At 36.1% G+C, this 24824-nt stretch carries 15 protein-coding genes; 4 read left to right on the top strand and 11 right to left on the bottom strand.

Annotated features, from left to right (window positions below; genetic code table 11):
- Window positions 1-47: 47 nt before the first annotated feature.
- Window positions 48-1004 (bottom strand): TDT family transporter, encoded by a 957-nt coding sequence (locus tag IGI65_RS12725; RefSeq protein ID WP_438774266.1) that lies wholly within the window; start codon window positions 1002-1004, stop codon window positions 48-50.
- Window positions 1005-1147: 143 nt separating this feature from the next.
- On the opposite strand from IGI65_RS12725, the gene IGI65_RS12730 reads away from it, so the two are divergent.
- Window positions 1148-1984 carry a LysR substrate-binding domain-containing protein gene (locus IGI65_RS12730; RefSeq protein WP_438774267.1) on the top strand — a complete coding sequence of 279 codons (837 nt, stop codon included), beginning with the start codon at window positions 1148-1150 and terminating at the stop codon, window positions 1982-1984.
- 94 nt (window positions 1985-2078) lie between these two features.
- Here the strand turns inward: IGI65_RS12730 and IGI65_RS12735 are convergent, their stop codons facing one another.
- The 6 genes from IGI65_RS12735 to IGI65_RS12760 form a co-directional block, all read right to left on the bottom strand.
- Window positions 2079-3182 (bottom strand): glycerate kinase family protein, encoded by a 1104-nt coding sequence (locus tag IGI65_RS12735; protein WP_438774268.1) that lies wholly within the window; start codon window positions 3180-3182, stop codon window positions 2079-2081.
- Window positions 3183-3351: 169 nt separating this feature from the next.
- Window positions 3352-4098 (bottom strand): tRNA 2-thiocytidine biosynthesis TtcA family protein, encoded by a 747-nt coding sequence (locus IGI65_RS12740; protein WP_438774269.1) that lies wholly within the window; start codon window positions 4096-4098, stop codon window positions 3352-3354.
- 24 nt (window positions 4099-4122) lie between these two features.
- On the bottom strand, window positions 4123-5928 hold the full coding sequence (locus IGI65_RS12745; RefSeq protein WP_438774270.1) for an LTA synthase family protein: 1806 nt from the start codon (window positions 5926-5928) through the stop codon (window positions 4123-4125).
- 258 nt (window positions 5929-6186) lie between these two features.
- Window positions 6187-7008 (bottom strand): ammonia-dependent NAD(+) synthetase, encoded by an 822-nt coding sequence (gene nadE / locus IGI65_RS12750; RefSeq protein WP_438774271.1) that lies wholly within the window; start codon window positions 7006-7008, stop codon window positions 6187-6189.
- Window positions 7008-8489: a nicotinate phosphoribosyltransferase gene (locus IGI65_RS12755; RefSeq protein WP_438774272.1), complete on the bottom strand. Its 1482-nt coding sequence runs from the start codon at window positions 8487-8489 to the stop codon at window positions 7008-7010. The genes nadE and IGI65_RS12755 overlap by 1 nt, the downstream gene beginning before the upstream one ends.
- A gap of 234 nt (window positions 8490-8723) precedes the next feature.
- Window positions 8724-9080 (bottom strand): DUF1827 family protein, encoded by a 357-nt coding sequence (locus tag IGI65_RS12760; RefSeq protein ID WP_438774273.1) that lies wholly within the window; start codon window positions 9078-9080, stop codon window positions 8724-8726.
- Between the two features lie 317 nt (window positions 9081-9397).
- Here IGI65_RS12760 and IGI65_RS12765 point away from each other — a divergent pair, with 317 nt between their 5' ends.
- Window positions 9398-10162 (top strand): MerR family transcriptional regulator, encoded by a 765-nt coding sequence (locus tag IGI65_RS12765; protein WP_438774274.1) that lies wholly within the window; start codon window positions 9398-9400, stop codon window positions 10160-10162.
- Window positions 10163-10388: 226 nt separating this feature from the next.
- On the opposite strand, the gene groL is transcribed toward IGI65_RS12765, so the two are convergent.
- Together groL and groES are read right to left on the bottom strand one after the other, a co-directional pair.
- Complete coding sequence (groL, locus tag IGI65_RS12770; protein ID WP_071864559.1) at window positions 10389-12017, bottom strand: chaperonin GroEL; 1629 nt, start codon at window positions 12015-12017, stop codon at window positions 10389-10391.
- A gap of 40 nt (window positions 12018-12057) precedes the next feature.
- The gene (gene groES, locus IGI65_RS12775; RefSeq protein WP_438774275.1) at window positions 12058-12342 is read right to left on the bottom strand and encodes a co-chaperone GroES; all 285 of its coding nucleotides are present in this window, start codon (window positions 12340-12342) and stop codon (window positions 12058-12060) included.
- Window positions 12343-12547: 205 nt separating this feature from the next.
- Between groES and IGI65_RS12780 the strand changes: the two genes are divergently transcribed.
- A complete protein-coding gene (locus IGI65_RS12780; RefSeq protein ID WP_438774277.1) occupies window positions 12548-13165 on the top strand; it encodes a lysostaphin resistance A-like protein in 618 nt (205 codons plus the stop codon).
- Window positions 13166-13266: 101 nt separating this feature from the next.
- Entirely contained in the window at window positions 13267-13905 is a 639-nt protein-coding gene (locus IGI65_RS12785; protein ID WP_438774278.1) for an NAD(P)-dependent oxidoreductase, read from the top strand.
- Between the two features lie 209 nt (window positions 13906-14114).
- Here IGI65_RS12785 and IGI65_RS12790 read toward each other — a convergent pair whose 3' ends face one another.
- Both IGI65_RS12790 and IGI65_RS12795 read right to left on the bottom strand, forming a co-directional pair.
- Window positions 14115-23690 carry a SpaA isopeptide-forming pilin-related protein gene (locus IGI65_RS12790; RefSeq protein ID WP_438774279.1) on the bottom strand — a complete coding sequence of 3192 codons (9576 nt, stop codon included), beginning with the start codon at window positions 23688-23690 and terminating at the stop codon, window positions 14115-14117.
- Window positions 23691-23998: 308 nt separating this feature from the next.
- Window positions 23999-24802, bottom strand: a complete 804-nt coding sequence (locus tag IGI65_RS12795; protein ID WP_071864555.1) for an MBL fold metallo-hydrolase — start codon at window positions 24800-24802, stop codon at window positions 23999-24001.
- Between the last annotated feature and the right edge of the window lie 22 nt (window positions 24803-24824).

The raw sequence follows: 24824 nt of genomic DNA on the forward strand, positions 1-24824 counted from the left end.
GGAACGGTTCAAAAGATTGTGTTCATTTTTATTTTAGCAGGCTTAATTTAGCTTTGGCGTATAACAGCTAATCTTTTAACTTGCTTTATTAAAAAATGCAAGTAATGTCCACCTACATAAATTATCATAATAACGGCTAAAGACGTTTCAACTACGGCTAAAAGATCCATCAAAAGAAAAGATTGTCCTATTTCTTTAAAAAAATCACTCGCACTTTTAGCGGCAAAAGCAGAAATCGCTAAGGGGAAAGTAAAGGCCGCGTAACTAGGATAAAAAGGCAAACGAATCATTTTTACTACTTGGAAAATAATGAACCAATATAATATTTGTGATAAAATTAGTAAGCTAATTACTAAAAACAACTGCGGATCAGAAAATGCTTTTAAATATCCCGTTAACTCAAGCGACCCCGGGGCTGCGATAATTGTAACTAAAGGTAAGGTCGCCTCTGCCATCTTTTTAAATAAGAAAACCCGTTTAATAATTAACGGCAATAAAAGTAAGTAGAAAAATAGACCTACCCAAAAGTTTACTTGGCCAATTAGGGGGAAGAAATTCCCACTTGTAACCGAGATGACCCCGATTCCAACATACACAATAAACCAGCTAGGATAAAGATGTTCAATTGTAACACTGGGCTTAATTAAAAAATGATACGTAAAATACGCCATCAAATAATAATGAACGATAATGGCAAGTAGCCATAAATATTTGATTACTGGTGCAATTATTTGTATTTGAAGTAAATAGGTACATAAAACCATTGTCCCCATCGTAAAGGTGGGGGCCACCGATGCAATAATCGGATCGGTCAAACTTGCATGCACATGGTGAAAAGTTAAACAAACTTTGAGCAAAACAGCACTAAATAACAGTCCAGCTATCACCCCAAAGCTATTACCAAGTAGAATGAATTGATAGTTTTTTAATACATTTCCAATTGTAGCTAGACCTAAAATCAAACCACAAATGGGAATGGGGATTGTTTTTAAAAAGTCTCGCACTTTTGTCCTCCTTATCGTTTTAAAAATTTGTTTACTTTCTCACTAGTGAGTACGTAGTTAGTATAGTGATTTTTTGACTAAAAGAAAAATAAATAGTATAAATACTTATTATTAGTTTTTTTTATTAAAACGGAGGTTCTCTGATGTTACATCTACTACACACCTTTGTTTCTGTCTACGAGACTAGAAATTTTACCCATACAGCAGAAGATTTATTTTTATCCCAACCAACGATTTCCGCTCAGATCAAAAAATTAGAAGAACATTTACAAGTAGAATTGTTCATTCGAAACGGCAAACAAGAAATCATTCCGACAAAAGAAGCCGTCTTTTTATATCCCCGCGCTTTGCAAATCATTGAAGAATGGGAAGATACGAGTCAGCGGCTCAAAAACCAAGAAAATTTTCGTTTACAATGTATTGTCGGATGCTCACACACTTGTGCGGTCTATTTTGTGCCCAAACTGCTTCCCCATTTGGTCAAACAATTTCCAAATGTTGATTTTTCCATTAAACTAATGAATTCCGAAGAAGTAGGTCAACAAATGGCACAAAATAAGGTAAGTATTGGTTTTATCGAAAAACCAGAACGAAACGAAGCAATTAACCAAACACCTATTTATGAAGATGAATTAGTCTTAGCTGGTGATGAAAAATCGCAATACTGGCTGTTAAGAGAAAACGAATCGGGCTTACGCTTTTATAATGAAATTTATTTACGCGAAAATAATTTGTTGCCAAACGTTATTTTTGTCGACAATAATGAAGCAATTTTAGCCTTGTTAAAAGAAGGTTTTGGTCGCTCTATCATTTCAAAATTAGCGATTAACTCTGATATTCCTTATCAAGAAATTCACGAGCATCACCTACGCCATTTTTACCTTTTAACGCATAAAGCCGTATTTAAGGATGTTTTACGGGAAATTGCGGCTTTTATTGAAATCTTGGTGCCTCACTTACAGGAACAAAAAATATTTTAAAAAGTTAGTGATTGTGGCAAAAGCTGCTTTTATCACAATATTTATTTGCAAAAAGGCGGTGTGACAATACGCTTGTCACACCGCCTAACTTTTATTATCTCTGTCCTGATAAATAGACTTTCACTACATTTTCAGTTAATAATGCAATATTTTCCAGCGCAACTTTTTTCACCATCGCATCTTTTAACGTTATTGGTCGCGTTTGAATTGAGAAAACACCATCAAAATGATATTCAATTCCAGTGATATTTTCCGGACGTGCGCCACAAAAAGCTACGACAGGAAGTTGATGTTTGCGAGCTAAGCGCGCGACGCCTAAAGGAACTTTGCCTTGGGCTGTTTGCTCATCAAAGCGCCCTTCGCCAGTTATCACAAAATCACAACTCGCTAATTTATGATCTAAATCAAGTAATTGCGCAATTGTCGCAAAACCCGGTTGTAATTGCCCACCAGCTAATAAAATACCGCCACCAATTCCACCTGCTGCGCCACTACCTGAAAATTTATTCAGATCAATTTGTGATTGGAATTTTTTCCGCACAGCTTCAGCAGCATCATCAAACTGGGCCAAGATTTTTTCAGTGCCACCTTTTTGCGCGCCAAAGCCATAAGAAAAGCCATTCACGCCAGTATAAGGATTCATTACATCTGTTAGTCCAATCAATTTTTTACCGGCTAATTTAGGAAATACAAGCTCAGCTAAATATTTTTCCCCTAACAGCAATGGATTTTTTTGCGGAATAGCCTGCCCACAAAGTGCTGCAAGTAGGCCCAGTCCACCATCATTTACTCCACTGCCGCCTAAAGAAACAAATACTTGGGTTGCTTCTTTTATAGCCGCTAAAATCACTAATCCTAATCCATAGGAATGAGCAGCTTGGATTGTTTTTTCATTTGGAGTGATGCGGGTAAGACCAAGTATTTGCGCAGATTCAATAATTGCTGTTTTGACTTGATTAATTTCTGTTAGCCAGTAGTGTCCTTTTATTGGGCGACCTAATAAATCAATCGTATCCACTTCTCTTTTTTGACCAGTAAACGCTTTTGATAAAATCGCTAAAGTCCCTTCACCACCATCAGCAATGGGGACATTACAACTGCTAATTCCTAATTTTTTCAACGCCTGGCAAACTGCACCGTTTAATTCCTCTGAAGTTGCACTCCCTTTATATGAATCAATTGCCACACAAACTTTCATCCTCGCCACCTCCTCAAATTAAAACTTTTACTGCTCGTTTTATTTAATTGTAGAAAAAAGAACCGATTAAAGCAAAAATTTAATGGTTTGACTGCAACAAGCCTTCTCTAGCTATAAAAAAATACGAAGAAAAGGTACTAACTCTTTTCTTCGTATTCGATAAAATTAGCTATTTTGTTAAAGGCCAAAAATCCGCAGCAGTTCCTTGTTCCATCCCCATTAAAAACTTCTGGCGCACATCAGGATAGCTTTTGGCAATATTTTCAACAAAACCCTTGATTTCTTCTCGTTTTGTTTTCTTATCAGCAGGACAAGGATTAAAAACAATTGGAAGTTCTTCTCTTTTCACAAAGCGAATAATCTCTTGTTCTGGTATATATAGCAACGGACGAATCAAGGTCACTTCTGTTTTTGTCAAATAACTTTTCGGTTCAAAACTATTTAACTTACCATGGAATAAAAAGTTCATAAAATAAGTTTCAATAGCGTCATCTAAATGATGTCCTAAAGCAACTTTATTACATCCAAGTTCTCTCGCTTTATTGTACAAAATTCCCTGCCGTAACTTGGCACATAAAGAACATGGGGACTGCTCTTTTCTAATATCAAATACCACTTCGGCAATATTTGTAGGCACAACCTCCAACTTGTAACCTAGATTTTGACATAAATTGTGGAGCGGTTGTAAATCAACTCCTTCAAAGCCCATATCTAAACTGATTGGTACTATTTCAAAAGAAAAGCCCAGCCGTTCTTGCTTGGCAATGGTATCTAAAAAATAAAGTAAACTACTACTATCTTTTCCCCCACTTAAACCAATCGCAACTTTATCACCTGGTTCGATCAAATTATGATTTAAAATAGCCCGACGAATGGGATTATAATAAAGTTGGTTGTCTTTTTTCTTAAAGCTCATAGTAACTCCTTATCATAAAAATAATTATTTAAAAAAATCCGTTTTTAAGCTATACTGCTTGCCTGCTAAGATGTCATATTGAATCAGACGATAATCTTCATAAGTCGTTTTAGCTGCTCCTGTTAATGTCAAATTCTTTTGCCATGTTCCTTGATTTAAATACATATTTTTTTCAAAAGCTGGCAAAGTATGCGCTAACTGTAGAAGCATCTCATAATAAGGGCTAAGTTTAAGTCCTGCTTGAGAGAATAGATTAGGCGCAAAATAAAACGGACTTGTAATCGCGTCATGTTGCTGACTATTCGCCAATTTTCCCGCTGAATCAAACATTAAAAACTGTGTTTCATGGAGGGTTGTGCCACTATTGGCTTTTTGAATGGTGTCAGAATAAATCCCCGGTAAATGATCGCCCCAAAAAACAATCAATGTCCGGCGAGGTAACTGCTTAACTGCCTCGGTAAAGTGCTGTAATGCAGCTGAACTATAAGCTACATCTTGCAAATAATTCGCAATCGCATTCGTATTCGCATTGCCATCAGCAGTTACGTTATAAGAAATATTATTGTACTTATCACCATAAGGCATATGTGTTTGCATCGTCACTAAATGTACAAATTGCGGTTTCTTATTGGCTTTTAAAAGATCTAAAATCTCATCATAAGCAGACTCATCAGAGATATAAGGATTATTTTCAATTTTATCACGATATTTCATTGTATCTTGATCAAGAAAACGATCAAATCCTAAAATATTATAAACGTCTTTTCGCTTATACATCGAAGTATCATAAGGATGAATGGCAGTAGTATCATAGCCTTGTTCTTTTGTTAGGGAAACAAGTGATGGTAAGCTCTTTAATTTTGGAACTAAAAGCGTATAAGGCGTTGTCATCTGGGCGTTTAATAGCTCCATACTAAAACTCGTCAACGCTTCAAATTCAATATTAGCTGTCCCGCCCCCATAATTTTGCGACAACATTTTGCCACTATAAGTATTGTTTGCGACCGCATAATAATCTGCCAACGGTTGCCCAGTATACTGAATTCCTTTTAAATGAGCGGGATCAGAAAAACTTTCTGACATGACATAAATGATGTTAGGCTTTTCTTTACTATCTGTTTCAGCATCTCCTTGATATTTTTTGACAACTGAGGCAACTTTTTCTGCCGAATAATCTTGTGGTTTTGTCATCGCTTCAACTCTTAAATTGTACAAAAAACCACCGACAAAACCAACGTTATAATAGTTCATCTTCTGAGAGTATGGAATCCAAAGCGCTGTTTTGTTATACGCTTTACGCAATAAGTTATCATTAGAATTAAAATGGCTGGCATAAAGTAAAAAGAAGACACTCAGTAAAAAAATAATTCCTCGAAAGATTTGCTTTTTGGGCGCTAATTTACGACTGCGATAAATACTATATCCCAATGCTAATAGCGCTAATAAAAGGACAAAAAGGGCAAAAATGAAAAGTGGCCAACCTACCATATCTTTTAAAACACCAAGTTGTCCTAGCATTTTCAAATCATCAGGATAGATAGGTTCTTGGCGGGCAGTCATTTTTTGATAGTCAGCAAAACCTAATAAACCAATGGCCACGCTATAAAATAAGCCCCCAAATAAAAGCGATCCGGCAATAGCTGCAAAAACACCATAAACGGCCAATAAAACCAAACTACCTAAGAAAAATTTAGCTGTATGCCAGGAAAATGCAAACTTCAATGCTAAATCAAGCGATAAATCATTTTGACACCACTGCAAATATAAGTTACTCATTATAATCAGTAAAAAAACTGCTATCGCAGCAAAAACATATTTTAATTTTTTCATGAAGAAACCTTCTATTCCTTATTTTTGTTATTATTTTCTCAATAGCTTTTATTGTAGCGGTTTGATTTGTAAGTGTAAAGAATCTCCAAAAAATTTAAAAAAGGGCAAAAAAAAGAGGATCCATACTGGTATCCTCTAGCCGTTGTTGACGGAGTCTTCCCCAAAACTCCACTTTTAGTATAAAATAAACTAAGTTATATAGCAAAAGTGACGGAAATATTTTAATTAAAAATTAATTTGCGCCATCATAATTTTATTTTACTTCCAAAAGTCATCAAAAACGGTAATTGGTAAGTGACGTTTATGTTGTCCTTTGGCCCACCATGATTCAATTGTTTGCTGTGCTTTTTCAGAAACAGCCTTTCCTTCTAAATAGTCATCAATTTCATCATAGCTAACTCCCAATGCCACTTCATCTGCAACTAGGGGCTTGTCATCTTCTAAATCTGCCGTTGGTGTTTTTAGATACAAAGATTCAGGTGCACCTAGTTCTTTTAAAAGCTGTTTTCCTTGGCGTTTATTTAAGCGAAATAGCGGTAAAATATCTGCGCCACCATCACCAAATTTTGTGAAAAAACCCGTAATATTCTCAGCGGCATGATCTGTTCCAATGACCGCTCCATTATTAGCCCCAGCAATAGCATACTGGGTTATCATGCGTTGACGCGCCTTGATATTTCCTTTATTGAAATCTGAAATGGCAACACTAGCTTCCTCTAAAGCAGCAACTTGTCCATCCACAGCCTCCTTAATATTCACTACTAAAGAAACATCTGGCTTGATAAAAGCTAATGCTTTTTGAGCATCTGCTTCATCTGCTTGGGTGCCATATGGTAAACGCACTGCAATAAACTGGTAATTCTCACCTGTTTCTGCTCGCAATTCAGAAATAGCTAGTTGAGCCAAGCGTCCAGCCAAACTAGAATCTTGACCCCCACTAATTCCCAGTACGAGGGATTTCAAAAATGAATTTCGTTTAAGATATGCTTTTAAAAAATCCACACTAACTCTAATTTCTGCTTTCGGATCAATAACTGGTTTTACTCCTAATTCGTTAATAATTTCTGTTTGTAAAGACATTAAAAACGTCCCTCCTCTTTGGTTACTGCTGCGACTGATTTACGCACTTTTTCCATGATTGCCATTTTGTGATTCCAGCAGTCAGTAGAAAGATCGACCGGATATTGTTGGGGATTTAAATCTCGTTTGTATTCATCCCATAAGGAATCTAGGCATTCATGAGCATAAGCTTTAATATGTGCTAAATCTGGTAAGTCATATACTAACTTACCTTCATGAAAAATTTCTTGTAAAACCGGACGGGCACTAAAATCACGGACAGTTTTATTAATAAAGGTGTGAACCGGATGAAACATAAAGATTTCCTCTTCTTCTCTTGGGTCCTCATCCCACAAAGTGATGTAATCCCCTTCAGACTTACCATCTTTGTTACGATTAATGCGCCACACTTGTTTTTTACCTGGCGTTGTAACTTTTTCGGCATTCGATGAAAGTTTTATCGTATCCACCATTTCACCATTATCATCTTCAATCGATACTAATTTATAAACAGCGCCTAATGCTGGTTGATCATAGGCGGTAATCAATTTGGTTCCTACACCCCAAACATCAATTTTAGCTTTTTGCATTTTTAGACTTAAGATAGTATTTTCATCCAAATCATTTGAAGCATAAACTTTTGCATTGGTAAAGCTGGCTTCATCTAATTGTTCGCGAACTTTTTTAGAGATATAAGCCATATCCCCTGAATCAATCCGAACACCCAAGAAATTAATTTTATCGCCCATTTCTTTGGCGACCTTAATCGCTGCGGGAACACCTAATTTTAACGTATCATAAGTATCAACTAAAAAGACACAGTCTCGATGGGTTTTAGCATAGGCCATAAATGCATCATAATCATTCCCATAAGATTGGACTAATGAATGAGCATGGGTACCACTGGCCGGAATACCAAAGATTTTACCCGCTCGAACATTACTAGTCGCATCCGCCCCCCCAATAAAAGCTGCTCTAGTGCCCCAAAAGGCAGCATCGACTTCTTGGGCACGTCTGGAACCAAATTCCAACAACGGATCATCGCCAATAACTGATTTAATTCGGGCAGCCTTAGTTGCAATTAGAGTCTGGAAATTAACCATGTTTAATAAAGCTGTTTCAATTAATTGTGCTTGTGCTAGTGGGCCCTCAATTTGAACAATTGGTTCATTACTAAAAACCAAATCGCCTTCTAAAGCAGAACGCACCGTACAACTAAATTTTAACTCGGCTAAATAATCTAAGAATTCTTCCGGGTAGCCAGTTACGTCACGTAAATACGCAATATCGCTGTCTGTAAAACGTAAATTTTCTAAATAGCGAACAAAACGCTCCAAGCCTGCAAAAATTGCATAGCCTGTCTTAAAAGGCATCTCCCGAAAATAACATTCAAAAACAGCATGTCGATCCGCACGCCCTAATTCCCAATATGTTTTCATCATATTCAGTTGATATAAATCTGTATGCAGCGTTAAGCTGTCGTCAGGATATAAATTTGGCATTTTTTAAACTCCTCAAGATATTTTATGCCTTTCATTATATCAAAAAAATAGTAAAAGATAGAAAAATCGCACTTTTTCTTTATGCGACAAAAAAAGTAAGCCAAACTTCGCTGACTTACTTTTATAATTAAAGAGATGATAGAGTTTTCGTAAGAGTTAACTTTCAGCAACTTTTCTTTGTCCTAGTGTCCTAACCAATTTTTTACGTTAAAACAAAATTACAAGAAATTTGCACTAATCTTTTTTGGGGGTATATTCCACTAAAATAATATCTTTGTGCGGTTTAGAAAAAGTGCTGCCAGCTTCTTGCATTTTGTGTTTAATGTTGACATCAACATGGACAGCCCGACGGTCAACTTTTAAAAGGCGGTGAATAATAGTATCCACCTCTTCTTTTCGGATTTTTTTGCGATCATTAATTAAAATGAGGCGAATTTTGTCATACGTATCCGCATAAATCACTTGGGTGCGATCCACTGCGTAAAGTTTATAATATTTCAAAGCAGTCTTACCAAAAATAAATTTGGTAATGTTAGGATAAAAATTTTCTAAATTTAAATTTCTATTAACTGGCGTTTCAATTATTTTCATAACATCGTTCCTTTCAAATAATTTTTATTACATATTCCTATGGTTTTGTACGTTGCCACAAAAATAGTATAACATAAACGGTTTTTAACTTTTAAAAAGAAAGTTTGACTAAAACGAGAAAATTATGCTTTAAATTAGTTTAAATAACCAATAATTTTGCAATCGATTCTGTTTACATCCTTTCAAATAAAAGTGCTATAAAAAATGCAACCTAACTGAAAATTTTTTTCTTTTTAATACTTGACTTTGACGTAACGTCAAAGCTTATGCTATCTGTGAGAAAGAAAACGAAACGACTATACGAGGAGGCCTCTTGTATGTATACGATTAATGAATTAGCAAAGTTAGCCAATGTTTCGAGTCGAACATTACGTTATTATGACCAAATTGGCTTGTTAAAAGCCAAGCGCAAACCAGACTCTGACTATCGATTTTATGATAATGATGCCGTCGATGCGTTACAACAAATCTTGTTTTTTAAAAGCTTTGGTTTTAGTTTGACTAAAATCAAAACGGCAATGAACTTATCACAATCAAAACGACTGACGCTTTTAGAAGAACAATATCAGTTATTGTTACAACAACAAGCGCAACTAACTAAAACAATTCAAACACTTTCTCAAACATTAGTCTATTACCAAGGAGGAACTAAAATGAACGATAGTGAAAAATTTGCTGCTTTTAAAGCGGATAAAATTGCTGAAAATGAAGCGCTATTTGGGAAAGAAATTCGCGAAAAATATGGTGAAAAAGCCGTTCGTGCCGCCAATGATAAATGGTCCCATTTAACACCTAGTCAGTATGAACAATTACAAGAAGCAGAAATCGCTTTATTTGCTAATTTAAAAATTTTGGCGCAATCTGACCAAATTGACTTAGATAGTATGATAGCTCACCAAGTTTTTGACGCTCACAAAGCTTGGTTACAAGTTGCTGCTCCTTTTTATAATCAAAAGTATCATCGTGGTCTAGCGGATATGTACGTAGCAGATGAACGCTTTGCAGCCTACTATAATGATCGGGTAGAAGCGGATGTAGTAGATATTCTGCATGATATTATTTATCACTACACAAAAGAGTAAAAAATATTGGAAGACAATTTAATGATGGCACTACTTGATAAAAATAAAAAAACAGAGTGTGACAAAAATTTTGTCACACTCTGTTTTTGAATCATCAGTATTACAAAAGCAACTTCTACTTAAATAAGTCGAAATTTCGCAAAAATTCGTAAAACAATTTTTTAAAAGTTCTTCTTATTTTAGAAAGCTAGTCACTTTTAGTACTACTGCTTTTTAATTAATTAAATTACATCATGCCGCCCATTGCTGCTGGATCCATACCAGGAGCTGCTGGAGCTGCTTGAGGTTCTGGTTTATCTGCAACAACAGCTTCTGTTGTTAATAATAAAGCAGCGACAGATGCCGCATTTTGTAATGCAGAACGGGTTACTTTAGTAGGGTCTACGATACCAGCTTCTACCATGTTTACCCATTGACCATTTGCTGCATTAAAGCCCATACCAATTTCAGCATGTTTTAATTTATCGATGATAACTGAACCTTCGTAACCAGCATTTTCAGCGATTTGACGCACTGGTTCTTCTAAAGCACGTTCAACGATTTTCACACCAGTTGCAATGTCGCCTTCTGCTTCAATCGCAGTAACTTTGGCAATAACATTTACTAGTGCTGTACCACCACCAGAAACCATACCTTCTTCAACCGCAGCACGAGTCGCATTTAAAGCATCTTCAATGCGCAATTTCATTTCTTTTAATTCTGTTTCAGTTGGCGCACCAACTTTAATTACTGCTACACCGCCAGCTAATTTTGCAAGACGTTCTTGTAATTTTTCACGATCAAAATCAGAAGTTGTTTCAGCAATTTGATTTTTAATTAATTGTACCCGAGCTGCAATCGCGTCAGTTTCGCCTGCACCTTCAACGATTGTAGTATTGTCTTTATCAACTACAACTTTACTTGCTTGACCTAAGCTTTCAATTGTTGCATCTTTTAATTCAAGACCTAAATCGTCAGTGATGACAGTACCACCTGTTAAAACAGCAATATCTTCTAACATCGCTTTACGACGGTCACCAAAACCTGGTGCTTTAACTGCAACCACATTAAATGTACCGCGAATTTTATTCAAAACAAGTGTTGGCAATGCTTCGCCGTCCACATCGTCTGCGATAATTAATAATGGTTTTGATTGTTGTAAAATTTGTTCTAACAATGGCAAGATATCTTGAATGTTAGAGATTTTCTTATCGGTAATTAAAATATATGGATTATCTAAAACAGCTTCCATTTTATCGTTGTCTGTGACCATGTATTGTGATAAGTAACCACGGTCAAATTGCATACCTTCAACAACGTCTAGTTCTGTTTCAATCCCTTTTGATTCTTCAATTGTGATTACACCGTCGTTACCTACTTTTTCCATAGCGTCAGCGATGTAGTTCCCAACTTGTTCACTACCAGAAGAAACCGCACCAACTTGGGCAATCGCTTCTTTTGAATCTACAATTGTAGAGATATTGTGTAATTCAGCCACGGCTGTTTTTGTTGCTAATTCAATCCCGCGACGAATACCTAAAGGATTAGCACCTGCTGTCACATTTTTAATTCCTTCGCGCACAATTGCTTGAGTTAAAACTGTAGCAGTTGTCGTACCGTCACCGGCAATATCATTTGTTTTTGAAGCCACTTCAGAAACAAGTTTTGCCCCCATATTTTCAAAATGATCTTCTAACTCGATTTCTTTAGCAATCGTAACACCATCATTTGTAATTAATGGTGAGCCATAAGATTTTTCTAAAACAACGTTACGACCTTTAGGGCCTAAGGTTACTTTTACTGTATCAGCTAATTTATCTACACCACGTACCATAGCGGCACGAGCGTCTTCTGCAAATTTAATATCTTTTGCCATCTTAAACACCTCATTCAAATTTTTTTAAATATAGTCGTGATTATTCTACGATTGCGATGATATCTTTACCATTAACAATTAAATATTCTTGGCCGTTATATTTCACTTCAGAGCCAGCATATTTTTCAAACATAACTTGGTCGCCCACAGCAACTGGGATTGCGGCTTTTTCACCATTTTCTAAAACGTGGCCTTCACCAACAGCCACGACAGTACCAGTTTGTGGTTTTTCTTGAGCTGCAGAAGCTAGAACGATTCCGCCTACAGATTTTTCTTCTTCTTTTGCGACTTCAATGATCACGCGATCACCTAATGGTTTTAACACGATAAATCCCTCCATCAATTTTCATGTATTAGCACTCTCATAGATAGAGTGCTAACCTACAAGAACTATATTACTCATTTTACCTGCACAATGCAAGTTTTTTCCCTTGTTTTTTTATTGAAGAAACTTTGTCTATTTTCTGAAGCGATTGTTCTAAAGAAATGATTCAGGTATACTTTTATTAGATACTTAGAGGAGACGTGTGATGTCGCAAATTAAATACAGTTTTATCTCTATTTTGTGTTATGCTTTAGTCTTTTTAATTCCTGGAATAAGTAACGGTGAAACAATAACCGCTAGCTTATCTTATTTGATTGGCACGGCTGTTTTAGTTTTTTTATATCAAAAAAGACAACCCCTACCCTTTGAAACTCATTTCCTTTCCCTAAAGAAAATTATTCTCATCGGCGTTATGGGTATTATTTTAACGGTTTTACTGATTGGCATAGCAGGATATGTTGAAAATTTTTTTAGTGTTCAAACTAACTTTAATCGTAGTTTAAATATGATGGAAGTGATGTGGCAACGACCAATTTTTGCCTTTATCGCAACAATTTGTGGCCCAATCATGGAAGAACTCGTCTTTAGACGGGCCTGTATTGGCTTTTTTAGTGAATATTTTTCTTTACCACTGGCAATTTTACTTAGTTCTTTAGCCTTTGCCCTTGTTCATACCGAGAGTGATATTTTAGTTTATTTCATTTTAGGCTGTTTCTTATCTTTGTTGTACGTGAAAAGTAGTTCAATTAAGACTGCGATTATTAGCCATTGTGGTGCCAACATTGTAGTCTTAATTATTCAAGTTTTACGCTTTAAAACGTAACTTTACGTCTCTTTTTGCAAGAGGCGTTTTTTTAGTAAAAAAGAGAACTTCCCGTTAAAATAAAGAAGGTAATAATTTTTAGCTTAAGAGGAGGCAATTTAATGAAAATTGGAATTATTGGTGCGACCGGTCACGTTGGTAGTCATCTTTTAAAAGCTGCATTAGCAGAAAATCATGATGTTACCGCCATTGTTCGTAGCCCTGAAAAACTAACTGTCGCTGTTCCCGTTCTAAAAAAAGATCTTTTTGATTTAACCACCGCTGACTTATCACCTTTTGATGTAGTAATTGATGCTTTTAATGCTCCCCGGGGCAAAGAAGAGATGCATAAAAGTAGTTTGATTCACCTTGCTACTATTTTAAGTGGCACGCCTGTTTGGTTAATTGTAGTTGGTGGCGCCTCTTCACTATACTTAAATCAAGAAAAGACAAAGCGTTTACTAGATACTATTCCTGAAACCTCTCCTATTCATCCAACTGCTTCTAATATGGCGCAGTCGCTTGCTGCCTTAAAAGAAGTACCCGATGTCACTTGGACCTATGTATCGCCTGCTGCCAACTTTATTTACGATGCACCTTATACTGGCAAATATCAAATCAATGAAGATGTTTTAGTGAAAGATGAAGCAGGTAAAAGTGAAGTTAGTATGGCGGATTACGCACAAGGCGTGATGGATCTAATTGAAAATCCACAAAAAAATATTCACATCAGTATCGCTGGCAACAGTGAAAACTACTAAATATAAGTCTATTAAACTTTGAATTTTTTATCTTCCTAAGTAGAATTTATTGTTTAAATCCATTTAAGCTGAAACTTAGATGGATTTTTTATTTTGCAATTATGGAAAATTAGGCTAAATTTTCAAATAAAAACCCCATTAAGTACGCCCATCTTAATAGTTAGTTTTTAAAACTAATTTTTAAGACGGCTTTCTTAATGGGGAATTTTTTACTTGTTATCTTTTTTACGCAAATACGCCAAAAGATAAATTCCTGTTACGCTAATTATTACTGCTAGGCCTAATAAAATACCACCAGTATTAAACTGATCACCAGTTTTTGGATAATGCTCCTCTTTTGGTTTATGAGGATGAGTTGGTTTAGATACAGCTTGGTTTTTTACAACTAATTGCACTCTTTGTGGTGCACCTTGATGATCTTTTTCAATAGTAAATTCAGTCAATTTATCTGTTAATTGGTAATTCGTCGGTGCTTTGACTTCTTTGAAATAATACTTGCCCGGTGCAAGGTTTGAGACAATTAGAATCCCTTTGCTATTTGTTTTCAGTGATTTTTGCAACACTTTTTTATCTTCACTGAGTAATTCAAACTCTGCATTTTCCAATTTTTTATTAGTGTCCGCTGCATCTACTTTTAGTAGTTGCGCTTCACCTTGGTAGTTGATGAAGTTGTCTGTTGCGACCACCATTGCTGGTTTGCCGGCTTCTTTATCTGTAATACTAAATTCCACCGGTGTTGTATTCAAAATGTAACCGGCTGGCGCTTTTGTTTCCACAAATTGATAATCACCAGGTGCTAGGTTACTTGCAATAACTTTTCCTTCATCATCTGATTTCAGATCTTTTTGAATCGTCTTACCATCTGAGTCTTGTAATTCAAAGATCGCATCGGCTAACGCTTTACCGTTTGCATCTTTTTTAATTAATTGCGCTTCACCTTGGTAATTGATGAAGTTATCTGTCGCTTTAACTACCATTGGTTCGTCATTTGCCTGATTGGTAATACTAAATTCCACCGGTGTTGTATTCAGAACATAACCAGCAGGGGCTTTAGTTTCCACAAATTGATAATCTCCAGGAGCTAGGTTACTTGCGGTAACTTTTCCTTCATCATCTGATTTCAGATCTTTTTGAATCGTCTCACCATCTGAGTCTTGTAATTCAAATATTGCATCGGCTAATACTTTACCGTTTGCATCTTTTTTAATTAATTGCGCTTCACCTTGATAATTGATGAAGTTATCTGTTGCAATTACTGTGTCTGGTTTACCAGCGGCGTAATTTTGAATCGTAAAGCTTATAATTCTAGTATTTAACAAATAATTTTCTGGCGCTTTGGTTTCCACAAACTGATAATTCCCAGGAGCTAGGTTACTTGCGGTAATTTTTCCTTCATCATCTGATTTCAAATCTTTTTGAATCGTCTTACCATCTGAGTTTTGTAATTCAAAGATCGCATCGGCTAACGCTTTGCCGTTTGCATCTTTTTTAATCAGTTGTGCTTTTCCTTGGTAATTGACAAAGTTATCTGTCGCAACTACCGTTTCAGGTTTACCAGCTTCTTTATCTGCAACACTAAATTTCACCGGTGTTGTATTTAAAATATAACCGGCTGGCGCTTTGGTTTCCACAAATTGATAATCTCCAGGAGCTAGATTACTTGCGGTAACTTTTCCTTCATCATCTGATTTCAAATCTTTTTGAATCGTCTCACCATCTAAGTCTTGTAATTCAAAGATCGCATCGGCTAACGCTTTACCGTTTGCATCTTTTTTAATTAACTGCGCTTCACCTTGATAATTGACGAAGTTATCTGTTGCGACTACCATTTCTGGTTTACCGGCTTTTTTATCTGTAATACTAAATTCCACCGGTGTTGTATTCAAAATGTAACCTGCTGGCGCTTTTGTTTCCACAAATTGATAATCACCAGGGGCTAGATTACTTGCAGTAACTTTACCATCACGATTGGATATTAAATCACTTTGAATTATTTTTCCTGTCGTATCTTGAACTTCAAAGAGTGCTCCGGCAAGTGCTTTACCAGTTACGTCATGTTTTATCAACTGGGATTCACCTTGATAATTGATAAAATTATCAGTAACAACTACAGTTTCAGGACTACCTGTTGCCGTATCTGCAATATTAAATTTCACTGGTGTTGTATTTAAAATGTAACCGGCTGGCGCTTTGGTTTCGACAAATTGATAGTCACCAGGGGCTAGATTACTTGCAGTTAATACACCACTTTCATCTGTTATGAGTTCTTTTTGAACAATATTTCCAGCCGCATCTTGTAAATCAAAAGTAGCCTGTGCTAGTAATTTGCCTGACATGGCCTTTTTGATTAATTTTGCAGTACCTTGATAATTTTCAAAATTCCCCAAATTCAAAGTTTCGGGTTTGTCTTTTTGAGGATGGATTGTAAATTTATGCGTTGTTTCGTCTAAGATGTATCCTGTTGGAGCTTTTACTTCTTTCAGAATATAATCATCCGCACTCAGACCTTTTGCATAAAATTCTCCCTCATTATCCGTCTTAAGAATCGTCTGACTATTACCGTCTTTATCAGTTGTAGTCAACGGTGTACTCATATCATTAGCTCTGAAAATTTGATACTCTGCACCTGCTAATTTTTTATCTCCACTTGTTTTTTTACCAGTAATTGCGGCCTGATAGTTAACTAAATTAAGCTTCATTCCATTCACTTGGGTTCCGTCTACAACAAAGTATATAGGTTGGCTACTTATTACGTAATCAGAAGAAGTCGTAGTTTCGACTAATTTATAGCTACCTTCCTCTAACGCTAAATTACTTAAATTCACCATACCATCAGATTCTGGTTTCAAATCCTCTTTGATCAAGATTCCATTAGGAGTGCCATCATCAAAATACAATGCAAAACGTACATCTGATAAATCTAAATTCCCTGAACTTTCACCATCTGCTTTTTTCAACTGGATTTCCTTATGAGCATTATGAAAATCTCCGCTATCAATAACATATGTGCCATCTTCAATTTTATTGGTATGGTTTTGTGAATCTGTCATTGGCATTGTAGTTGGCACGCGTTCAGGAATAACAAATGTTAAAGGAAATGTATTTAACAAGTAACCATTTGGTGCCTTGGTTTCTTTCACATAATACGTGCCTGGCGCCAAATCAGAAAATTCCACTAAACCTTTTTCATTAGAAGTTACTTGTAACGGATTATCGTCACTAAAATCAGATTTTGTATAAAGTGTGAACTCGGCACCTGAAAGACTAATAATTTTTGTATCATCATCAATTGGATTTCCTACTTTATGAATTCGAATAGTCCCACGATAATTTTTGACACTATCAGTAATTTTAATGATGTCAGGCTTGCCTTTACTTTCGACAGGCACCTGGAAAGCTAAGTCTTCGTTGGTCATAATATATTTGCCTTTATCTCCTTTATTCGGAGCAGAAGTCTCAACAAAACGATAATCTCCTGGGGCTAAGCCAGTAACTTCTACAAGACCATTTTGATCAGAAGTTGCTACCTTACCAGCAATATCTTTACCTTGGTCATCTGTTACCTTAAATGTAGCTCCTTGTAACGGGTTGCCTTCACCATCTGTTTTCATTAACTGCGCAGCACCTTGATAATTAATAAAAGAATCTTTTACTGTTATTTCCGTTGGCTCATTTCCTGCACTTTTTGGTACTTCTACTGGAATCGTTGCAGTATTTAAAATATAACCTTCTGGTGCTTCAACTTCTTTGAAATTGTATTGACCAGGTGCTAAATTACGAAAGACCACTTCACCAGCTTCATTAGAGGTTGAAGTCCCCACAGGATGACCTTCATCATCTAATAACTGGAACTTAGCTCCTTTTAGCCGTTGATTATTCAAATCAGTTTTAATTAATTTAACCGAACCTTGATAGTTCACAATAGCTTGTTCAAGTTTGACAGAGTTTGGCTTACCAGATGCAGATTCAGGAATTTCAAAATTGAAAGCAGTATCGTTTAGCAAATACCCCGTCGGTGCCTTGGTTTCTTTAACGGTATATTTCCCTGGCGCTAACTTGCCAATGGTGGCAATTCCACTGACGTGATCCGTGACACCTTTACCTACGTCTTTATTTTCTTGATTGTAAACAGTAAACTCCGCATCACCTAAAGGATTATTATCCTTATCAACTTTAGTTAACTCCACACTACCAAGATAATTTCGCAAAGTCATTTTATCCCCTAAAGCAGTTTGATCATTAGTGGTCACAACCGTAGGCTTTCCTTGAGCTCTATCAGGAATAGTAAACGCAATTCTTTGCGTATTAACTAAATAATTTCCACCATTGGAAACTTCTTGGAAATAATATTTTCCTGGTGCCAAACCTTCAACAGTAACATTACCATCTTTATCTGATGAAATTGGTGTAGATGTTACCTTTTGAGGCGAATTCTCATCTGTAAAGACATCAAAAGTCGCACCTTCCAGTTTATTAAAGCTATCCTCTCCTTGTGCTTCTTTATAAAGTTGGGCAGAGCCTTGGTAGTTTACATTTGCCTGGTTTGAAATTGGAATCTCTACCATTCCAGGATTGCTTTCCACTTCATCGGCTACTTCAAATGGTATTTCTAAAGTATTTAATAGATAGCCAGCTGGTGCAGATTGTTCAACAAATTTATATTTTCCTGGAGCTAAGAAGAAGGCTGCAACCACCCCATCGAGTGGATTTGAAACATACATTCCATCGCTTTCTGCGCCATTTTTAGGATCTATTACTTGTTGCCACTGATTATTGCTTTCTTGTTTCAACAATTGATATTTTGCATTTCCTAAACCTTGATCATGGATGTTGACTTTTTGAAAATATACGCCTTCTTTATAATTTTTATAAGGTGTTTCAAAATCAACAACTCTTTTTCCTTCTTCTGTATCAATAGTTATGGCACTACTGTCTTGATTATTCGTCAAAGGTGTCGTAAAACGAGCAATCTGTTGGTTTAGAATATAATCATCAGGAGCCTTCACTTCTTTAAAAGCATAAGTTGTGCCTGGCTCTAAATTTGGAAACTCAAAGTAACCATCGGTTCCAGAGGTCACTACCGAACCAATTTTTGTTGTTCCAGATGCATCATATAACTGGAACTGTGCACCTGCTAATGGTGTAATAGTTTGATCTAACGCATAATCATGCCCATCTACTTTTAAGAAACGGGCAGTCCCTTTATAGTTAATTAGCGGCTTGCCTTCATTTAATTCAATCGTAGCCGGGGCTTCATTTCCCGTTGTAATAGGACTAATGGCAAAATCAAATTCTTGACCATTCAAGTAATAGCCATCTGGTGCTTTACTTTCCTTAACTTTATATTTCCCAGGAGATAGATTTTCTAAAAGTAGTCGACCACTAGCATCTGTCACATAGCGATTTTGTACTCCGTAATCACTATAATCATCTGAATTCAATTCCGCTCGTTGTACATGGAATTGTGCACCAGCTAAATTATCCCCACCCTCATTGGTTTTTTGTAAAACAGCCGAACCTTGGAAATCTTTTAGTTGAAGCTCACCGCTTGAAATCTTCTGATTATCAATAAATACACTTCGCGTATTATCTTCATTTTTCTTAACTTCAAAATCAATGAGAGTATGGTTGATTTGATAGCCATCTGGGGCAATCATTTCTTGAATACGATAATGGCCATCCCCTAAACCAGATAAATCTTCTCCTTGAAGGGTGGGCTGTAGTATTTTTACTAATCGATAATTTGGCTCCTCCGGTGTCCCCGTAATTTCAAATAAATTGAAGACGCCACCAGCCAATGCTTTTCCCGCTCCGTCTGTTTTTTCAAAGTGAATGTAAATTGGCTCATTCTTAATAGAAATCACTGCAGGATCGTTATTAGTATTAACCTCTACTTCCTTGCCTGTAAGAAGATCTTGTGGAATTGTATAGCCATCTGGGGCTTCAATTTCTTTTACATAATATTTATAAACCGAGCTTGTGGCAATTAGATTGCCAAAGGTTACTTTCCCTTGGTTATCAGTTGTAGTTTGATAAAGAACATCTTTTACATTTGTATTTGTATTTTCTCGTATTAATTGTAAAACCGCACCTGCAACAATGCCGCCTTTACCATCTGTTTTTTGTAAAACGACTTTTCCTTTTTTACCATAAGCCGCTCCACTGGACTCTTGAATGGTTACTGAAATTTCTTTTTCTGTATCTTTACCCGGTAATTCTTTTCCCTCACTGGAAATAGAGGCACTATTGGTCACAGTTTCTGTTTTGGAGGTTAAACTAGGCTCTGTTTGATAAACCAAGACATACGGTTTTTCAATTACACCCGTTAAATATTCACCACTGTTATTTGGATCAGCTATTTCTTTAATTCCGGACATATCAACAGTAAATTGCTGTTGTCCTGTAGCTGGATCCGTTATGACTTTCACCTCATATTGATCTTTTGGTACCTCTTGATCTGGTTGAACTGTAGTGGAACTTCCAGAACCGGAATACTTTCCTGTATATAACGTGAAATCTTCTTTGATTATCTGATTGGAGCTTGGATTATCTTCCACTTTTACATTGGCAAGGAGGGATTGATTAGGATTAATAATTAGGTTCCAGTCAATCAGACCTGTCTTTTCATCATAGCTTGCAGTTTTTAGTGCAGATTTACCCCCAAATGCGATTGAAACTGAGGCAGACAGCTCCTCTTCTTCACCATCAATAAGTGTAGTGGCAGTATTGCGATAAGTTGATTGATCGTATACAATTTGCCCCTTGAGAGAGGTTTTAAATTGAATTCGATAAACCATTGGCGCATTATCAACATCCCAGCCTGGAATACGTGTGCCGCTTGTTCCCAGTTGAATAGCCAAAGTACCTTGTGATTGATCACTTGGAGTTGGATTGGTTACTTGCACATATCCTTGTCCTTTTTGATTGCCACTGTAATTGGAATCAGTAGTTGCTTTAAAACTACCATTTGCAGTAATGGTACCCCGTGTAATTTCTAATGAATCAGGCAAATACACTTGATTACCCGTGATTGGATCTTTAAAATCAAAACCTGAAATCTTCATATTATTGTAATTTGTCACAATCGTCCACGTGATTTCTTTGGTCACTGGATTGTAACTACCAGATTTCATTCCTTGATTGACTTCTCGCGTACTTGTTTTAAAATCTGTACTACTAGAAGAACTATAATCTGTCCCATTATTTTGAAAATTGGCAGTAATAGTATTCTTATAATCAATACTTCCCCCAGGACTTGGGTTCCCCTCACTAAATTGATTGTAAATAATGTAATAAGACATTTTAAATTGACTGCTGGTTTTGGCATAAGCATTTTTGAATTCTACAGTAAAATCATTATAACCTCTACCATCTTCAGTCGCATTGACAGTGACGGTGTAATCAGCTGTATCAGGATTCCCAATCCACGGAATAAGCTCGTCACCATTAGAATTTACAATATGAAAAGCACCTGTTAAAATTTTGCCATTATTTTCACCTTCAGAAATCTCCTGAATTTCGACCCCGCCGCCTTCACCACTAGTCGGATCGTTCACTTTTAAAGGAACACTAGTATAGCCCTGCTCTGTATAAGACATGCTATCGGTAAATTTCGCATTATCCATTTCGTAACCATTTTTATTAATATCAATACTATAAAAAGCCGATTTTGCCCCAACGTCAATTGTAGGTTTATTTTTTATTACAATTTGTTGTGCAGGAGTTTTGGAAATTGTTGGGGTTGTAGGTATATTTTTCGTAGTAGCATTATTAGTTACTTTTACAGGTTCTGCCGCTGTATTCGTGACAATTTCTTTTACTTTGGTCTGATATTCAATATTAATGGCCGTCCCGACTTGTACATCATTTTTAAAGGTAATCGTAAATGGATTGGTATCAGTATTAATTGTATAATCATTAGGATCTAATGGTGATCCCTGAACTGGATTGCCATTACTGTCAAAGTGAACCGTATTGACTTTAAAACTTGTTGGTAAAACCTCCATATTAGAAGAATAAGTATCTGAAATTACCGTATCATCAGCAAGTTCTTTTTGCCCATAATTGTAGCGAATAATCCAATTGTAAGTTTGATTTGCCGCATTATATCCTGTTTCCTCTTTTTTTAGTGATTCTTTATAGTTTAAAGCAACTGAAGCAGAAGCATCTAAAGTCTTGTCATCAGCGGTTAAAGTAACATTATTTGTTATGCTTACTTTTCCCCCATCCGCAGGCTTGGCAGAATCTTTAATAGTAGTGGCATACACAATACGATAAGGACTATCAATTTTATCTTTAAATTGAACTGAGCCATCAGCTGCAACTGTATACAAACTAGAGTCTACTGGCGTTTGTCCCATTCCTGTTACTTTTCCATTCAAATCTAGATACAGGGGATAAATTGAAACAGCACCCGTCTCATCTTTATTAAAAGTTACTTCTGATGGGAAATTCTCGGTAATTAAAGGTTGATTTAATTCTGCGTAGTCTTTATTAAAATCTACTTCCCAAATAACTTTATTCGGATTATTCGGAGTATCAGTGTGTCCTTCTTTGCTTATGGAAGTCCCTGTAGTTGGCTTAACGGTAATTGTTAAAGGTGGAATATTTGTTTTACTAGGATAAATAATCGTCGTTTTCCCCGGCGTGGTAATTTTTTGCTGATCCAATTGGACAGTTGCTGTTACATACCCACTATCTGCCGGTGAAAAATCTTGACCATCCGCTTGCGTGAATGTTATCCGCAATTTCTGCGTACTCGCATCAAAAATATATGTACCATAAACAACGCCATCATCATCTTTTAAGGTTCCTGTTGGTGATGGATTACTAATGGCTAAACCTTCTGGAAAGTCCATTTCATAATAGTCTCCAGGAATCATTTGTGTCCGCACAGTATCCGGAATTGTAAAATCTAAGCGAAAATCGACAGCCGATTGAATTGTTGGTGGATTAGAATCAAAATTCAATTGGATATTTTTAACAAAATTATCGCCAGGTGCATATTGATTAAATAAATCATCTAATGATTCTGGTTCTCTTTGTGATTGTACTTGGGGTTTTATTTCATTTTTTGTTGCCTGTGTATCCTCTGTTTTTGAAGTTGAACTTTCAGTTGTTGATGTTTCCTCTTTACTGCTTTCAGTTGCAGGCGTTGTTGTACTATTTGTAGTAGAATCTGATGTCTTATCAGTATCATTTTCACTACTTGATTCTGTTATTTGCGGTAAATCTAATTGAAAGATTTTTTTATCCTCTTGATAAAAATCAAGTGACATGTCCGGACCTCGATTAATACTACCAAGCAAAATTAATCGAAAACGATTTTCGCCCTTAACAAGTTTATTAAAATTCAAGATATATTTAATTCGCTGAGCAGTTGTTTCTACTTTATACTCCCCAATTTTTTCTGCTTTTTGATTTAAAATATTCCCTTTTTCAGCTTCTTTCTCTAAAACAAATGATTTCGTTGTCTCAAATGTAGCCGTTACTTCACCTTGTTCTTCACTTGTAATACTTCCCAATAAATTCAGTTCATAGTTACCTTTTGTTTCATCTTTTGACTTGAATTTACTTTCCTGATCAAAAGCAATCAGGGGGATAGTTTCTTTTTTGTTTGTTTCTTCTGTTGTTTGTACCTGTTCTGAATTCTTACTCGTCGTTGTTGATTCTTCTGTGGTTATAGCAGTTTCCTTTGTACCAATTTCTTCAGCTACAGCTACTAATGGTGTACAAAAATTACCAAGTAAGCTCATTAGCATCACAATACTTACCCAACGCTTCATATTTCCTCACTCCTTTTACTCCCATAAAAAAGTCAATTTCTCACTTTTCTTTATTTTCTTATGAACATAATATTTTTACAAGTAATAACCTCATTTTGTATCATTTTTTGTCAGCAATTGAAAATTACTTATCTTTATTTCAGAAAAAAACAGCCTGTCGCAACTTGCAATTTACTTACAAAACGCCTTACTAAAAAATCAACTATTCACTCCTATTTTGTTGTATCCAAGATAAATGAAGATTTTTGCGCAAAGAAAAAAGCCACTTAAAATAACTTTTAAGTGGCTTTTTTTATAAATTTATTTACTCAAATTGCAAATAACTCGCTGGCTTGATCCGGATCGGTGTCATAAATTTTAAAATCATAATCCACACCCAAATCATGTTCTTTCAAAATATTTTTCATCGTGAGATGGGCAAGTTCTTTCATATTATTTTCTTTACTTAAGTGGCCTAAGTAAATGCGTTTGGTATTGTCTCCAATAATATCGGTCATAACCAAAGCACCATCTTCATTAGATAAATGGCCACGGTCCCCTAAAATTCGTTGTTTCAAACTCCATGGATAAGGTCCCATGCGTAACATTTCCAAATCATGATTGCTTTCTACTAAATAAGCATCCGCATCGCGAATAATTCCTCTGACATGGTCACTGCAATACCCTGTATCCGTCAACATAACAAATGATTTACCGTCTTTATGGAAACGATAAAATTGCGGAGCAGCCGCATCATGGGAAACACCAAAGCTTTCAACATCCATATCCCCAAACGTCAATACTTTGCCCATTTCAAAAATATGTTTTTGAGCGACATCGATTTTCCCTAACATGCCCTCCATTGCCTGCCAAGTGCCTTCATTGGCATAGACATCTAGTCCATACTTTCTAGCCAATACACCGACTCCATGAATATGATCTCTGTGTTCGTGGGTTACTAAAATGGCATCTAAATCAGCTGGATTTTTTCCAACTTCTGCCAGCAATGAAGTAATTTTTTTACCAGAAAGACCGGCATCCACTAGCAGCTTTTTTTTCCCGCTTTCAATATATAAAGAATTGCCAGAACTGCCACTGGCTAACACACTAATCTTTAAAGCAGCTTCTGCCATCTGCTAGACTTCCCTTCACTTA

The sequence above is a fragment of the Enterococcus sp. DIV0755b genome, from assembly GCF_051713765.1.
In the GTDB taxonomy this organism is placed as follows: domain Bacteria; phylum Bacillota; class Bacilli; order Lactobacillales; family Enterococcaceae; genus Enterococcus_C; species Enterococcus_C canintestini.